The sequence below is a fragment of the Thauera sp. WB-2 genome, from assembly GCF_027594845.1.
GTDB classification, from domain to species: domain Bacteria; phylum Pseudomonadota; class Gammaproteobacteria; order Burkholderiales; family Rhodocyclaceae; genus Thauera; species Thauera mechernichensis.
On record NZ_CP088935.1, the window covers coordinates 2880452 to 2897107 of the forward strand.

Here is a 16656-nt window from a genome sequence, read left to right on the forward strand (position 1 = left end):
AGAGAGTCGAGTTCGTTTTGTGTTGAAGGTTATAGGATCAAGCCACACGGGCAATTAGTACCGGTTAGCTGAACGTGTTGCCACGCTTACACACCCGGCCTATCAACGTTGTGGTCTTCAACGACCCTTCAGGGGGCTCGAGGCCCCGGGGAAGTCTCATCTTGAGGCGAGTTTCCCGCTTAGATGCTTTCAGCGGTTATCTCTTCCGCACATAGCTACCCGGCGATGCGACTGGCGTCACAACCGGTACACCAGGGGTGCGTCCACTCCGGTCCTCTCGTACTAGGAGCAGGCCCTCTCAAACTTCCAGCGCCCACGGCAGATAGGGACCAAACTGTCTCACGACGTTTTAAACCCAGCTCACGTACCACTTTAAATGGCGAACAGCCATACCCTTGGGACCGGCTACAGCCCCAGGATGTGATGAGCCGACATCGAGGTGCCAAACTCCGCCGTCGATGTGAACTCTTGGGCGGAATCAGCCTGTTATCCCCAGAGTACCTTTTATCCGTTGAGCGATGGCCCTTCCATACAGAACCACCGGATCACTATGACCTGCTTTCGCACCTGCTCGTCTTGTTGGACTCGCAGTCAAGCCACCTTTTGCCATTGCACTATCAGTACGATGTCCGACCGTACCTAGGTGACCTTCGTACTCCTCCGTTACCTTTTGGGAGGAGACCGCCCCAGTCAAACTGCCCACCATGCACGGTCCCCGACCTGGATTCACAGGCCTGGGTTAGAACCTCAACGACACCAGGGTGGTATTTCAAGGTTGGCTCCACCGGAACTGGCGTCCCGGTTTCATAGCCTCCCACCTATCCTACACAAGTCCCGTCAAAGTCCAATGCAAAGCTACAGTAAAGGTTCATGGGGTCTTTCCGTCTAGCCGCGGGGAGATTGCATCTTCACAAACATTTCAACTTCGCTGAGTCTCAGGAGGAGACAGTGTGGCCATCGTTACGCCATTCGTGCAGGTCGGAACTTACCCGACAAGGAATTTCGCTACCTTAGGACCGTTATAGTTACGGCCGCCGTTTACCGGGGCTTCGATCAAGAGCTTGCACCCCATCACTTAACCTTCCGGCACCGGGCAGGCGTCACACCCTATACGTCCACTTTCGTGTTTGCAGAGTGCTGTGTTTTTAATAAACAGTCGCAGCCACCGATTCTCTGCGACCCCGTTCCGCTCCGGCCGCGAGGGCCTTCACGTACCAGGGGCATACCTTCTCCCGAAGTTACGGTATCAATTTGCCGAGTTCCTTCTCCTGAGTTCTCTCAAGCGCCTTGGTATTCTCTACCAGCCCACCTGTGTCGGTTTGCGGTACGGTCACTCTTAGACTGAAGCTTAGAGGCTTTTCCTGGAAGCCGGGTATCACTCACTTCGGATCCGAAGATCCTCGTCATCACGCCTCAGCTAAGCCACGCGGATTTGCCTACGCAGCACGCCTACACGCTTAAACCACCTATTCCAACAGATGGCTGAGCTAACCTTCTCCGTCCCCCCATCGCATCTAAGAGCGGTACAGGAATATTGACCTGTTTCCCATCGACTACGCATTTCTGCCTCGCCTTAGGGGCCGACTCACCCTGCGCCGATGAACGTTGCGCAGGAAACCTTGGGCTTACGGCGAGGGTGCTTTTCACACCCTTTATCGCTACTCATGTCAGCATTCGCACTTCCGATACCTCCAGCATCCCTTACGAGACACCTTCGCAGGCTTACGGAACGCTCCCCTACCACGTGTCAAAGACACATCCGCAGCTTCGGTTCATGGCTTGAGCCCCGTTACATCTTCCGCGCAGGACGACTCGACTAGTGAGCTATTACGCTTTCTTTAAAGGGTGGCTGCTTCTAAGCCAACCTCCTAGCTGTCTATGCCTTCCCACCTCGTTTGCCACTTAGCCATGCATTTGGGACCTTAGCTGGCGGTCTGGGTTGTTTCCCTCTTGACACCGGACGTTAGCACCCGATGTCTGTCTGCCGTATATCACTTTGCGGTATTCGGAGTTTGCTATCGCGGGGTAGATCGCAATGACCCCCCCAACGATTACAGTGCTCTACCCCCGCAAGTGTCCGTACGACGCACTACCTAAATAGTTTTCGGGGAGAACCAGCTATTTCCGGATTTGTTTAGCCTTTCACCCCTATCCACAGCTCATCCCCTAACTTTTCAACGTTAGTGGGTTCGGACCTCCAGTACCTGTTACGGCACCTTCATCCTGGCCATGGATAGATCATCCGGTTTCGGGTCTACGCCCAGCGACTAAGTCGCCCTTATCAGACTCGCTTTCGCTACGCCTCCCCTATTCGGTTAAGCTCGCCACTGAACGTAAGTCGCTGACCCATTATACAAAAGGTACGCAGTCACCCCTTACGAGGCTCCCACTGTTTGTATGCATGCGGTTTCAGGATCTATTTCACTCCCCTCCCGGGGTTCTTTTCGCCTTTCCCTCACGGTACTGGTTCACTATCGGTCGATCACGAGTATTTAGCCTTGGAGGATGGTCCCCCCATCTTCAGACAGGATTTCTCGTGTCCCGCCCTACTTGTCGCACGCTCAGACCCGCCACCGGCTTTTCGCATACGGGACTATCACCCTGTATCGTCGGACTTTCCAGACCGTTTTGCTAAGCTGATGGTTTAGTCGTGCAGGCTGCTCCGCGTTCGCTCGCCACTACTTGCGGAATCTCGGTTGATTTCTGTTCCTGCGGCTACTTAGATGTTTCAGTTCGCCGCGTTCGCCTCCTCAGACCTATGTATTCAGTCTGGGATACCCCTTGCGGGGTGGGTTTCCCCATTCGGACATCGTGGGATCAAAGCTCTATTGCCAGCTCCCCCACGCTTTTCGCAGGCTTACACGTCCTTCATCGCCTGTGATCGCCAAGGCATCCACCACATGCACTTAGTCGCTTGATCCTATAACCTTGGATCCTCTCCGATCTTGCGATCTCGAAGACCCTTCGTACAGGAACGAACTCGTTTGTGCGATCCGGCACTACGCTGACAAGCTCAGCACCGGATCAATGCAATCACACAACTTGCAGTACGCACCGGCTCGGTACGTACTACACTTCTTCCACTTTGTTAAAGAGCGAACCTCAAACAACCGACAACCGACTCGAACCGAGTCGCCCATCGATCAAGAAGTCAGACATGACGACATCCATCACCATGTCTGACTTCTCGAACGCCTACTGGCAGCACCTGCTTTCATGCCGCACGAGTTCTGGTGGAGCTGGTCGGGATCGAACCGACGACCTACGGCTTGCAAAGCCGCCGCTCTCCCAGCTGAGCTACAGCCCCCTCTCGTGTCGAGCAACCAAAAAGACTTGGTGGGTCTGGTTGGGTTCGAACCAACGACCCCCGCCTTATCAAGACGGTGCTCTAACCAGCTGAGCTACAGACCCTCTCATATGCTTCGAGGCTCTTCGCCTGAACAACCGATAAGCTGTGGATACTTGGCAGACCGTGATCTGTTCTCTTGAAAGGAGGTGATCCAGCCGCACCTTCCGATACGGCTACCTTGTTACGACTTCACCCCAGTCATGAATCTCACCGTGGTAAGCGCCCTCCCGAAGGTTAAGCTACCTACTTCTGGTGAAACCCACTCCCATGGTGTGACGGGCGGTGTGTACAAGACCCGGGAACGTATTCACCGCAGCATGCTGATCTGCGATTACTAGCGATTCCGACTTCACGTAGTCGAGTTGCAGACTACGATCCGGACTACGATCGGCTTTAAGGGATTGGCTCCACCTCGCGGCTTGGCAACCCTCTGTACCGACCATTGTATGACGTGTGAAGCCCTACCCATAAGGGCCATGAGGACTTGACGTCATCCCCACCTTCCTCCGGTTTGTCACCGGCAGTCTCACTAGAGTGCCCAACTAAATGATGGCAACTAGTGACAAGGGTTGCGCTCGTTGCGGGACTTAACCCAACATCTCACGACACGAGCTGACGACAGCCATGCAGCACCTGTGTTCTGGCTCCCGAAGGCACCCTCGCCTCTCAGCAAGGTTCCAGACATGTCAAGGGTAGGTAAGGTTTTTCGCGTTGCATCGAATTAATCCACATCATCCACCGCTTGTGCGGGTCCCCGTCAATTCCTTTGAGTTTTAACCTTGCGGCCGTACTCCCCAGGCGGTCGACTTCACGCGTTAGCTGCGTCACTCAGTGCATTGCTGCTCCGAACGACTAGTCGACATCGTTTAGGGCGTGGACTACCAGGGTATCTAATCCTGTTTGCTCCCCACGCTTTCGTGCATGAGCGTCAGTACAGGCCCAGGGGGCTGCCTTCGCCATCGGTGTTCCTCCTGATATCTACGCATTTCACTGCTACACCAGGAATTCCACCCCCCTCTGCCGTACTCTAGCCTTGCAGTCACAAACGCAGTTCCCAGGTTAAGCCCGGGGATTTCACATCTGTCTTACAAAACCGCCTGCGCACGCTTTACGCCCAGTAATTCCGATTAACGCTCGCACCCTACGTATTACCGCGGCTGCTGGCACGTAGTTAGCCGGTGCTTCTTAGTCCGGTACCGTCATCCATGGCCTATGTTAGAGACCACGATTTCTTCCCGGCCGAAAGAGCTTTACAACCCGAAGGCCTTCTTCACTCACGCGGCATGGCTGGATCAGGGTTGCCCCCATTGTCCAAAATTCCCCACTGCTGCCTCCCGTAGGAGTCTGGGCCGTGTCTCAGTCCCAGTGTGGCGGATCATCCTCTCAGACCCGCTACGGATCGTCGCCTAGGTGAGCCTTTACCTCACCTACTAGCTAATCCGACATCGGCCGCTCCAATCGCGCGAGGTCTTGCGATCCCCCGCTTTCTCCCTCAGGACGTATGCGGTATTAGCGTACCTTTCGATACGTTATCCCCCACGACATGGGCACGTTCCGATGCATTACTCACCCGTTCGCCACTCGCCGGCAGGCCGAAGCCCCCGCTGCCGTTCGACTTGCATGTGTAAAGCATGCCGCCAGCGTTCAATCTGAGCCAGGATCAAACTCTTAAGTTCAATCCAGCAAAGTACTCAAAATACTGACTTTAATCAGCATGAGCACCTAATCATTGTGAAACCAAAACGACCGAAGTCGCTTTCGACCACAACCACCAAGCACCCACACTTATCGGTTGTTCAATTTTTTAAAGAGCGCTGCATTCGCTGCAGCAGAGAAACGAGATTATGATCAGCTTCAAACTCACTGTCAAGCATTTCGTGAATCTTTTTTTACCGCCGCCCGGCTACGCCGAACAAAGATCCACCAAACACCCACCTCACTTCCCAACTCCACCGCCGCCTGCACTTCCGAAAAAACCGCTGCAGCGCTGAAGAGGTGCGCATTATAGACACCCAATCCACACCGTCAAGAAAAAAAACGATCAAGGTTTAAATGGATGTATGAGCACAGCACCTGGTCGCCACCTTTCCTTCCTTGATATGGCTAGCACATGCCGCCGCGACCCGGGCTCACACCCATCCCTGTACATCGAGGCGGCGGGACCCTGCAAAGGCGCGGTTGCCGTTCTGCGGCCAGCAATGTTATCGTCCGCGCGTCACGCGGGAGAGAACTCCCGTATGGAGTCGCCGAAGGCGCAACCCCCCGGAACCGCTCAGGCACAACGGACCGCGTGCGAATCACAAGTCTGGAGAGCGATACGGCCGCAGGCGCGGCAGGCGTATCCACCGAAGGGGCACCCGCCCTGACGCGTACTTACATATGTGTATACGCGCAGGACGAAATCTCTCAGGTACAAGGGACAGATGGGGCGAACCTGGCTGACGGCCGCGTTCGCCCTTTTTTCGTTCACCACGCGGAGCCCACTCTAATGAACACACCTGCCAAGCAGACCCCACTGCACGCCGCCCATATCGCATCAGGTGCACGTATGGTCGATTTTGCCGGCTGGGACATGCCGGTCAACTATGGCTCCCAGATAGAGGAACATCACGCCGTTCGCCGCGACGCCGGTATGTTCGACGTGTCTCACATGCTCGCCCTGGATCTCGCAGGTCCGGACGCCACGCCCTTTCTCCGCAACCTCCTCGCCAACGATGTGAGCAAGCTCAAGGATGCTGGCAAGGCCTTGTACAGCTGCATGCTCAACGAGCAAGGCGGTGTGATAGACGACCTGATCGTCTATCGGTTCAGCGATGCCGACTACCGCATCGTCGTGAACGCCGGCACGGCGGACAAGGACGTTACATGGATGCGCAAGCGCATCGCGACCATTGCCGCCAATGTCACACTGCAGGCGCGTCGTGACCTGGCGATGATTGCAGTTCAGGGGCCGCGTGCGATCGAGCGCGCACAAGCGGCCTTGCCCGAGCTATCAACCTCGCGAGGCATACCATCACCCTTCAGCGGGGTGAGGGCGGGCGACCTGCTCATTGCCCGCACCGGCTACACCGGCGAGGACGGGCTGGAGATCGCCGTCCCCGCGAGCCGCGTCGAGGCAATGTGGAATGCCCTGCTCGCGGCCGGGGTCAAGCCCTGCGGCCTTGGCGCACGCGACACCTTGCGCCTTGAGGCGGGCATGAACCTCTACGGCCAGGATATGGACGACGGCGTATCGCCGCTGAACGCCGGCCTGTCATGGACGGTGGACCTCAAGGACCCGGAGCGCGACTTCGTCGGCCGCGCGGCACTCGATGCAAACCCCGGCACCCAGCGACTGCTCGGCCTTGTACTGGAGGACAAGGGTGTGCTGCGCTCGCACATGAAGGTCTTCTCCGCTGCCGGCGAGGGCGAGACCACCAGCGGCAGCTTCTCGCCTACGCTAGAGAAATCGGTCGCCTTCGCTCGCATGCCGCTCGCAACCGCAGCCGGCGAAGAGGTCGAAGTCGAAGTGCGCGGCAAGCGCCTCAAAGCTCGCACCGTCAAGCTGCCCTTCGTGCGCAACGGACAGATCCTTGTCTGACGCCGCGTCAGGCCGACGTGGCCCCCAGCCTTACCTGCCTGAAGAATCAACCCGACCGGGCGTCGTCGCATGACCGCCCCCAACACCTGGAGAAGAGAATGAGCAAGGTTCCCGCAGAACTGAAGTACACCAAGTCCCACGAATGGATCCGTGTCGAGGCCGATGGCACGCTGACCATCGGCGTCACCGACCATGCCCAGGAGGCGCTCGGCGACGTGGTCTTCCTCGAGCTGCCTGAAGCTGGCCGCAATCTGAGCGCAGGCGAAGCATGTGCCGTGATCGAGTCGGTCAAGGCCGCCTCCGACATCTACGCCCCCGTGGCAGGCGAAGTCATTGCCAACAACCAGGATGTGGCCGACGCCCCCGAGAGCGTCAACGCCGACGCCTACGGCGCCTGGCTGTTCAAGCTCAAGCCCGCAAACCCGGACGACGTCGGCGCCCTGATGGATGCTGCCGGCTACGAAGCGGAAATCGCCCAGGCCTGACCATGACCGACACCCTGCTTTCCGCCCCGCTCGCTGCACTGGAGCAGCGCAACGCCTTCATCGGTCGCCACATCGGCCCCGATACCGAGCAGATCGCCCGCATGTGCGCGACGATCGGCGTGCGTGACATCGACGCGCTGATCGCGCAGACCGTCCCCGCCGGCATCCGCCTGGCGCAGGCGCTCCCGCTGGCGCCCGCAGTCCCCGAGCATGAAGCGCTCGCCAGGCTCCAGACAATCGCTGCCAACAACGTGGTCAGGAAGTCCCTGATCGGTCAGGGCTACTACGGCACCCACACGCCGGCCGTGATCCTGCGCAACGTGATGGAAAACCCGGGCTGGTACACCGCGTACACACCCTACCAGGCCGAGATCGCCCAGGGCCGCCTGGAGGCACTGCTCAACTACCAGCAGATGGTGATCGATCTCACCGGGCTGGAGCTTGCCAATGCGTCCCTGCTCGACGAGGCCACAGCTGCCGCGGAAGCAATGACCATGGCGCGCCGGGTGTCGAAGTCCAAGTCGAACGTCTTCTTCATCGACGAAGCCTGCTTCCCGCAGACCATCGACGTGGTGCGCACACGTGCGCACTACTTCGGTTACGAGCTGGTGTTCGGCAAGGCGCAAGAAGCCGCTGCACACGACGCCTTTGGCGCCCTGTTGCAGTACCCCAACGCACGCGGCGAGGTGATCGACCTGTCGGCCCCGATCGCCGCACTCAAGGCGAAGGGCACAATCGTCGCGGTGGCCAGCGACCTCATGGCGCTGGTCCTGCTCAAGAGCCCGGGGGCAATGGGCGCAGACATCGCACTCGGCTCGGCGCAGCGCTTCGGCGTACCGATGGGTTTCGGCGGCCCGCACGCGGCCTTCTTCGCCACCCGAGAAGCCTTCGTGCGCTCGATGCCTGGCCGCATCATCGGTGTCTCGAAGGACGCCCGCGGCAAGACCGCGCTGCGCATGACGCTGCAGACGCGCGAGCAGCACATCCGGCGCGAGAAGGCCAACTCCAACATCTGCACCTCGCAGGTCCTGCTCGCCAACATGGCGGGTTTCTATGCCGTGTATCACGGTCCGCAAGGCCTGCGCACGATCGCAGCACGCATCCATCGCCTGACGGCACTGCTCGCCGCAGCGCTGCGCGAGGGCGGCTTCACGGTCAATGCCGACGCCTTCTTCGACACCATCCAGGTCGATGCAGGCGCACGCGCGCCGGCCATCGCCGCTGCAGCCGCAAATGCCGGCTACAACCTGCATGTCGCTTCGGGCACGACCCTCGGGCTGGCCGTGGATGAAACAACCACCCGCGACGACCTCGTCCGCGTGCTCGAGTGCTTCGGCCTCCACGCCGACCTCGCGGCGCTCGACGCCCGTCTCGCCCAGAGCGGCGGCAACCTGCCCGCCGAGGTGCTGCGCACCGACCCCATCCTGGCGCATCCGGTATTCAACACGCACCACACCGAGCACGAGATGCTGCGCTACCTCAAGAAGCTGCAGAACCGCGACCTTGCGCTCGATCACTCGATGATCTCGCTCGGCTCGTGCACGATGAAGCTCAACGCCACCAGCGAGATGATCCCGGTGACCTGGCCGGCATTCGCCAACCTGCACCCGTTCGCACCCCGCGAACAGGCTACCGGCTACCTCGAGATGATCGAGGGCTTGGCCGACTACCTGCGTGCCGTCACCGGCTTCCCGGCGATCTGCATGCAGCCCAACTCGGGCGCGCAGGGCGAGTACGCCGGCTTGGTGGCGATCGCGCGCTATCACGCCAGCCGCGGCGAGGCGCATCGCAACGTGTGCCTGATTCCCAAGTCTGCCCACGGCACCAACCCGGCCACCGCGCAGATGTGCGGCATGCAGGTGGTGGTGGTCGAATGCGACGACAACGGCAACGTGGACGTCGCCGACCTCGAGGCCAAGGCCGAAAAGCACGCTGCCCAGCTGGCAGCGCTGATGATCACCTACCCGTCCACGCACGGCGTGTTCGAGGAATCGATCCGCGAGATCTGCGCCATCGTCCATGCCCATGGTGGCCAGGTGTACATGGACGGCGCCAACCTCAACGCCCAGGTCGGCCTTACCTCCCCGGCAACGATCGGTGCCGACGTGTCGCACATGAACCTGCACAAGACCTTCTGCATCCCGCACGGCGGCGGCGGTCCGGGCATGGGGCCGATCGGCCTCGCCGCACACCTCGCGCCCTTCATGGCCGACCACGTAGTGCAGCCCACGGGCGGCGCTGACCGTCCCAACCTGGGCCAGGGCGCAGTCTCGGCCGCGCCTTTCGGCTCCGCCAGCATCCTGCCGATCTCGTGGATGTACATCACGATGATGGGCGGAGAGGGCCTCAAGCGCGCGACCGAGGTAGCGATCCTCAACGCCAACTACCTCGCCGAGCGCCTCAAGGACCACTACCCGGTGCTCTACACCGGCAGCCAGGGCCGCGTCGCGCATGAATGCATCCTCGACATCCGGCCGATCAAGGCCGCGACCGGCATCTCCGAGGTCGACATCGCCAAGCGCCTGATGGACTACGGCTTCCACGCGCCGACCATGTCCTTCCCGGTGCCGGGTACAATCATGGTCGAGCCTACCGAGTCCGAAGGCCTCGATGAACTCGAGCGCTTCGCAGCCGCGATGATCGCGATCCGCGACGAGATCCGCCAGGTCGAGGCCGGCGTCTGGCCGGCCGAGGACAACCCGCTGAGGAACGCCCCCCACACCCAGGCCGACTTCATCGGCGAGTGGACCCGCCCGTACTCGCGCGAACAGGCGGTGTTCCCCCTGGCCTGGGTCGCGGAGAACAAGTTCTGGCCGAGCGTCAACCGCATCGATGACGTCTATGGCGACCGCAACCTGTTCTGCGCCTGCGTGCCGATGAGCGACTACGCGGACTGAGCCCGATCCTGGGGCCATGCCCCAGGCACTCGACTGCAGCAAAGCCACGCCCACGAGCGTGGCTTTTTTTTGCCCTGCGGGTCCGCCGCCTCAAACTCGGGTGCGCAAGTGGCCTATCATGAAGCCAAAAAAGAAGACCCCCACTCGCTCACTCACCCGACTCATGCTCACCCCACTCACGCACCGTAACCTGCTCTGGTCGGCCCTGCTGGCCGCCAGCGTCGCCCTGCTCATCCTGTTGTTTGCCGGCCTGCTCGCGCAGATGCGCCCGGTTTCCATGCACGACCTGCACCTCGGGGCTGGCGAGAAGCTCAAGTGTGTCTCCTACGCCCCCTACCACCGTCCCGGACAGACTCCGCTCGACCCCGACACCCGCATCGAGCGCGAGCAGATCGCAGCCGATCTTGCCGCCCTCGCAGAGATCACCCGCTGCGTGCGCCTCTACTCGGTCAGCCAGGGCCTCGAGCACGTACCCGAACTCGCCCGCCCACTCGGTCTGCAGGTGCTGCTGGGCGCCTGGATCGGCTACGACGTGAGCGCGAACGCAGCGGAACTCGAGCGCGCAATCACGCTCGCAAACGACAATGCGGACGTCGTGCGAGCGCTGATTGTCGGTAACGAAGTATTGCTGCGCCGTGAGCGCACACCAGCCGAGATGCAGGCCTTGATCCGCGACGCGAAGGCTCGCACGCAGGTACCGGTCACGTACGCCGACGTCTGGGAATTCTGGACTCGCCACGATGAACTCGCGGCGGAGGTCGATTTCGTCACCGTACACATTCTTCCGTTCTGGGAGGATGAGCCGGTCGATATCGACCACGCCCTCACTCACGTGGCCGACATTCGCCGCCAGGTCGGCATCCATTTCGGCACCAAGCCCGTGCTGATCGGGGAGACCGGTTGGCCGAGTGCGGGACGCCAAAGAGAGCAATCCCGCCCATCCCTGGTCAATCAGGCGCGCTATATCCGCGAGTTCGTACACCAGGCGCATCAGGAGGGGTGGGACTACAACATCATCGAGGCCATCGACCAACCCTGGAAACGCCGTCTGGAAGGCACGGTCGGCGGCCATTGGGGCCTGCTCGAAGCGGGCAGCCTGCACCCCAAGTTCGCACTTGCGGGCGCTGTCGTCGAGCGCGAAAGCCTGTTCGGCCCCATCGGCGGTGCCCTGCTCGGAGGCCTGATCGCCTGCCTGCTCGCAGCCACCGGACGCAGGACGCGCTGCCTTCGCGTCAGCGCTCTGACGGCCTGCGGCGCAGTCGGCGGCGTGATCTTGGTACTGCACTGGGAGCACGCTCATCTCGCCTACCGCGACGCGCTCGAATGGAGTGTGCTCGGTGGCATCGCTGCACTTGCAGGCCTGCTGCCGCTGGTACTGGCGCGCTGGCATGGTGAGCCGATACCCGATACCGCGAGCGCCGCCCGCAGCTTGTGGCGGGCCGAGCGCATGCGCTCCAAGGCGCCGTCGGTCGGCTTGCTGCGCGGCCTGTTCCTGTTCGCCGCGGCAGTTGCAGCGCTGCTGCTGTGGGTGGATCCTCGCTATCGCGACTTCCCCACCTGGCTCTATCTTGCGCCTGCTCTGGTATTCGGCGTGATCGGCTGGTGGCGCAGCCGCATCACCATCGCAGAGCGCACCTGCGCAGCCGTCATCGTTATTGGCGTAATTGCACGCTGGCTGAGCGAGCCCGCAAACCCGCAGGCCATCGCCTGGCTGTCATGCGGCCTTGCGCTCGCCGTGCCGGTTCTGGCGCTGCGCAGCCACGAGCACCAACAGGGATAGCAGGGTGCCAACAGCAGCCGGATCATAACTGTAGAACACCAGTCCCAACAGGCCACTGACCCATCCCAGCCAGGCAAGGCGACGGCACCCCAGCACGAAGGCCGCGCTCCCCGCCGCCAGGCTCAACCAACCGACGCGCTGGTGCATGAAGCCCTGTACCAGCGCGTCCTTGAGCAGGCACAACAGCGGCTCACCGCCACTGGTGCAGTCGCGCGGCAACAGCCCCGCCTCCAACACGCCGTGTCGCAGCCAGAGCGCTGCCCCGGCAACTGCACAGGCCACGAGCAAGACCTGCCGAAGTGCATGTTTGTCGAAATCTAATGGCTTCAATCCGGGCTTATCCTTAAAAATCATGGCCGCAGCGCGGCACAAACCTGCTGTTGCAAATTCGCATCGTGCGTCGCTCGTAAGGGACTGAAATGGCGCATAAAATGCGCCCGGCTCACCGTCCGAAGGGACGCGCCCGATGTTCGCGATTGTGTCACAGCAACGGCACAAGCGACATTTGCACGTGGCGCGACCACGCGACGCAGACGAGGGCAAGGCCACCACGCCGCACGATCACAGCAAGGCTCCAGACAAGAATATGAAACACGCCGCTTCGTTCGCAGTCCGCCTGGCCGTCGCCATCGCGATCGCCGCCATGGTCGCCTTCGCTCAGTACTGGATCTGGCAGCAGTTCAATCGTGGGGTCGAGTTCATCGGCACCAACCAGAGTATCAAGGGCTTCGCCTACAACGGCTTCCAGCGTGACCAAAGCCCGCTCCGCGGCAGCTACCCCGCACGCCAGGATGTCGCCTCCGACCTCGACCTCCTCGGGCGCATGTCGGACGGCCTGCGCACCTACGGCATGTATGACCTGCCCGACCTGCTGGCGCTGGCGGGTGAGCGCGACATGATGGTCACGGCCGGTGCCTGGCTCGATGGCGACAAGGACAAGAACGCTCGCGAGATCGACGGCCTCATCGACGCTGCCCGCAGCATGCGCCACATCGAGCGCGTGATGGTCGGCAACGAGGCCATCCTGCGCGGCGATTTGCGCGTCGATGAGCTCATCACCTACCTCGACCAGGTACGCAAGGCAATCCGCAAGCCGGTATCCACTGCCGAGCCCTGGCACGTGTGGCTGCGTTACCCCGAGCTCGCCAAGCATGTCGACTACATCACCGTGCACTTGCTGCCTTATCACGAAGGCCTGCCGGTCGAGGAAGCGGTCGAGTATGCCTTCCAACGCTACGATGAAGTCGCCAAGGCGCACCCACGCAAGAAGATCGTCGTCGGCGAGGTCGGCTGGCCGAGTCGCGGCCCTACCATCGGCGCCTCGGTCCCCTCGCTCGACAACCAGGCTCGCTTCGTGCGCGAATTTCTCGCCCACCCGCGCACCCCACGCATCGACTACTTCCTGATGGAGGCCATCGACCAACCCTGGAAGGTCGATGTCGAAGGCTGGGCGGGTCCTTACTGGGGCATGTTCAATGCCGATCGCGAGCTCAAGTATGCGCTCGAAGGCCTCGTCGAGCGGGATCCCTACTGGTCGCAAAAGGCAAGCAACGCCGCTGCACTGGCGTTCATCCCGATGATGCTGGCAGCCTTCTTCCTGCCCGGCTGGAGCGTGTTCGGCCGCCTCTTCCTCGCTGCGCTGATCCAGGCCTGCGTGTCCACGCTGATCATCGGCATCAACGTCCCGGTGGACTATTACCTCACCCAGCGCGACCTCATCGGCCTGGTGCTGCTCATCGGCGCGACCTGCATGACAGCAGCGGTGCTGCTGTCGCACGGCTTCGAGTTCGGCGAGGTACTGTTCAAGAAGAAATGGCAGCGCCGCTTCATGCCGCTGCCGCCGCACGCCCCCGACCAGCAACCCTTCGTATCGATCCACCTCGCCTGCTACAACGAGCCGCCGGAGATGGTGATCGCCACCATCGATAGTCTGGCGAAGATGAACTACGAGAACTTCGAAGTCCTCGTGCTCGACAACAACACCCGCGACGAGGCGCTGTGGAAGCCGCTCGAGCGCCGCTGCGCCGAACTTGGCCCGCGCTTCCGCTTCTTTCACCTTGCCAATTGGCCCGGCTTCAAGGCTGGCGCCCTAAACTACGGCCTCAAGGTCACCGATCCGCGCGCCGAGGTGGTGGGCGTGGTCGACGCGGACTACGTGGTCGAGCCCGACTGGCTGGCCTGCCTGATCCCCCACTTCGACCAGCCCGACGTCGCCGTCGTACAAGCACCTCAGGCCCATCGCGACTGGGAGACCCAACCCTTCAAGCGCATGTGCAACTGGGAGTTCGACGGTTTCTTCCGCATCGGCATGCACCACCGCAACGAGCGCAACGCGCTGATCCAGCACGGCACCATGACCCTGGTGCGCCGCCTGGCGCTCGAAGAGGTCGGCGGATGGTCCGAATGGTGCATCTGCGAGGACACCGAACTCGGTCTGCGCCTGATCGAGAAGGGCTACGACACCCGCTATGTCGACCATATCCTCGGCCGTGGCCTGACACCCTCGGGCTTCGCAGCGATCAAGAGCCAGCGCTTCCGCTGGGCCTTCGGCGCAATGCAGATTCTCAAGGCCCACCTGCCGCAGATGATCGGCCGCAGCAACCTCAACCTCGCTCAGCGCTACCACTTCCTCACGGGCTGGTTCGCGTGGCTGGGCGACGCCCTGCAACTCGTGTTCGCGTTCGGCAGCCTGCTGTGGACGCTGGGCATCCTGCTGTTCCCGAAGGCCTTCGGCCTGCCGGTGATCGCACTCGCGCTGCCCATCCTCGGCTTCATGGCCTTCAAGGCGGCGCTCGGCCCCATCCTCTACCGGCGCACCATGGATTGCCCGTGGAAGGACATCCTCGGTGCCTCGATCCTGTCGGTAGGTCTCGCGCACGCGATCGCGCGCGGCGTGTTCGCCGGCCTGGTCAAGAAGAAAGGCGTGTTCGTCGTCACCCCCAAAGGCTGGCGCGGCGGCGGCGCACTGGCCTTCTTCAATCCGATCCGCGAGGAGATCGGCATGCTCGTCGCCCTGCTCCTCGGCGCGGCAACCCTCGTCGCGCAGCGCGGCGCAGACAACCTGGAGACTCAACTGTGGGTCGGCATCCTATGCCTGCAGTGCATTCCCTACGTTGCCGCAGTGCTCTGCCAGGTTGCCGCCTACATGCCGGAGCGCAAGCCCGCTGCGGCGGCGACGGTGCTCCAGCCGCAGGCCTGAGCGCTTCGCTCAGTAGAGGACCAAGCCGATCGCCGCAGCGACGATCAGGGCGGGATAGACGATCAGTGTCACGCCCAGCCCGCCCTTGATCATCACCTTCTGCGGTACGTGGCCGCTACCGAACACGATGGCGTTGGGCGGTGTCGCCACTGGCAGCAGGAAGGCGCAGGACGTGCCCACCGCCACCAGTACGGCAAGCGGCACGCTTTCGACCTGAGGCGCCAGACCAAGGAACAGCGGAATGAGCAGCGCCGCACTGGCGGTGTTGCTGGTGACCTCGGTGATGATGAGCGCGAAGAGGATCATCAGCCCCAGGCAAAGCAGCACCGGCATGCTTTGCAGGGGACCGCCGAGTTGGGCGGCAAGCCAGGCGGCGGCGCCGCTCTCGGCCAGCGCCTTGCTCAGCGTCAACCCGCCCCCGAACAGCAGCAGCACGCCCCACTCGGTACTGCGCTCGACATCCCGCCAACTGGCCAGCCCAAGCCCATGCAGAAGGACAAGCGCGAGGATCGCGACCGCCGCATCGTAACCGCGTACCAGACCAAACATTGCACCCAGCGGCGCACCAAACACCCACAGTGCGACGGTCAGCCCGAACACCCCAAGCATCGCCTTCTGCGGCCCGGTCCACGCTGCGGGCGGCGGCGGCGAAGTCAGCACGATGTCGAGCCTGGGCTTCAGCGTACGACGCAGCGCAAACTCCATCAGTGGCATCAGCACGAGCACCAGCGGCAACCCCCAGGCGAGCCAGCCAGCGAAGCTCAGGCCCACGTTCGAGGCCGCGATCGCATTGGGCGGGCTACCTACCAGCGTGCCGATGCCACCGATGTTGGCCGAGAAGGCGACGCCAAGAAGCACGTACATCCAGGTGCGCCGGTACTGCTCGACCGGCAGGGGCGACAGCAATCCGAGCGCCAACGGCAGCATCATCGCGGCCGTGGCCGTGTTGCTGATCCACATCGACATGAAGGCAGTGAGCCAGAACATCCAGCGCACGGCGCGACCGAAGTGCGCCCCGGCACGCCGCATCACCTGCCCCGCCATCCATCGATCCAGTCCCTGGCGCTGCAGGCCCGCAGCAAGCGCGAAACCACCCAGAAAAAGGAAGATTACCGGATCAGCGAACTGCAACAAGGCCTCGTCGAAGGCAAGCACACCGCTCGCCGCTGCCAGCAGCGGCACCAGCAGCGCGGTGACGCTGACATGCAGCGCTTCGCTCATCCACAACCAGGCAATCGTCGCCACGAGGGCCAGCCCGGCGCCGGCGGCGCCGAGTCCCGAACCGAGCCACGTGTTGAGACCGACGAACAACAGGCCAGCGATGAGCAGATTGATCGATCGAGACAAGTGGATACCCTATGGACAG

At 61.9% G+C, this 16656-nt stretch carries 7 protein-coding genes, 2 tRNA genes, 2 rRNA genes and 2 riboswitches; of the genes, 5 read left to right on the plus strand and 6 right to left on the minus strand.

The features are described 5' to 3' along the window. Positions 1 to 33: 33 nt before the first annotated feature. The 4 genes from LQF09_RS13210 to LQF09_RS13225 all read right to left on the minus strand — a co-directional run bounded on the left by LQF09_RS13210 (position 34) and on the right by LQF09_RS13225 (position 5025). Positions 34 to 2920: ribosomal RNA gene (locus LQF09_RS13210) — 23S ribosomal RNA — on the minus strand. A 311-nt stretch (positions 2921 to 3231) separates the two neighbouring features. Further along, positions 3232 to 3307, minus strand: a tRNA-Ala gene (locus tag LQF09_RS13215). 27 nt (positions 3308 to 3334) lie between these two features. Beyond that, positions 3335 to 3411, minus strand: a tRNA-Ile gene (locus tag LQF09_RS13220). A 77-nt stretch (positions 3412 to 3488) separates the two neighbouring features. After that, positions 3489 to 5025 (minus strand): 16S ribosomal RNA (locus tag LQF09_RS13225). Together the 16S and 23S rRNA genes with 2 tRNA genes alongside form the textbook arrangement of a ribosomal RNA operon. Before the next feature lie 534 nt (positions 5026 to 5559). Beyond that, a riboswitch (glycine riboswitch) is annotated at positions 5560 to 5648 on the plus strand. Then, a riboswitch (glycine riboswitch) is annotated at positions 5649 to 5782 on the plus strand. Between the two features lie 55 nt (positions 5783 to 5837). Between LQF09_RS13225 and gcvT the strand changes: the two genes are divergently transcribed. From gcvT to LQF09_RS13245, 4 genes are all read left to right on the plus strand, one after another. Beyond that, positions 5838 to 6929, plus strand: a complete 1092-nt coding sequence (gcvT, locus tag LQF09_RS13230) for a glycine cleavage system aminomethyltransferase GcvT (protein ID WP_270068184.1) — start codon at positions 5838 to 5840, stop codon at positions 6927 to 6929. A 98-nt stretch (positions 6930 to 7027) separates the two neighbouring features. After that, a complete protein-coding gene (gcvH, locus tag LQF09_RS13235; protein WP_270068185.1) occupies positions 7028 to 7414 on the plus strand; it encodes a glycine cleavage system protein GcvH in 387 nt (128 codons plus the stop codon). Between the two features lie 2 nt (positions 7415 to 7416). After that, entirely contained in the window at positions 7417 to 10311 is a 2895-nt protein-coding gene (gene gcvP / locus LQF09_RS13240; protein WP_270068186.1) for an aminomethyl-transferring glycine dehydrogenase, read from the plus strand. Between the two features lie 163 nt (positions 10312 to 10474). After that, positions 10475 to 12091, plus strand: coding sequence for a glycoside hydrolase family 17 protein (locus LQF09_RS13245; protein ID WP_002945373.1), 1617 nt, complete (start codon positions 10475 to 10477; stop codon positions 12089 to 12091). On the opposite strand, the gene LQF09_RS13250 is transcribed toward LQF09_RS13245, so the two are convergent. After that, positions 12026 to 12421, minus strand: coding sequence for a hypothetical protein (locus tag LQF09_RS13250; RefSeq protein WP_270068187.1), 396 nt, complete (start codon positions 12419 to 12421; stop codon positions 12026 to 12028). The genes LQF09_RS13245 and LQF09_RS13250 overlap by 66 nt on opposite strands. Before the next feature lie 256 nt (positions 12422 to 12677). Between LQF09_RS13250 and LQF09_RS13255 the strand changes: the two genes are divergently transcribed. Continuing rightward, a complete protein-coding gene (locus LQF09_RS13255; RefSeq protein WP_198291847.1) occupies positions 12678 to 15290 on the plus strand; it encodes a glycosyltransferase in 2613 nt (870 codons plus the stop codon). Between the two features lie 9 nt (positions 15291 to 15299). Here the strand turns inward: LQF09_RS13255 and LQF09_RS13260 are convergent, their stop codons facing one another. Then, the gene (locus LQF09_RS13260) at positions 15300 to 16637 is read right to left on the minus strand and encodes an SLC13 family permease (protein WP_270068188.1); all 1338 of its coding nucleotides are present in this window, start codon (positions 16635 to 16637) and stop codon (positions 15300 to 15302) included. Positions 16638 to 16656 lie beyond the last annotated feature (19 nt).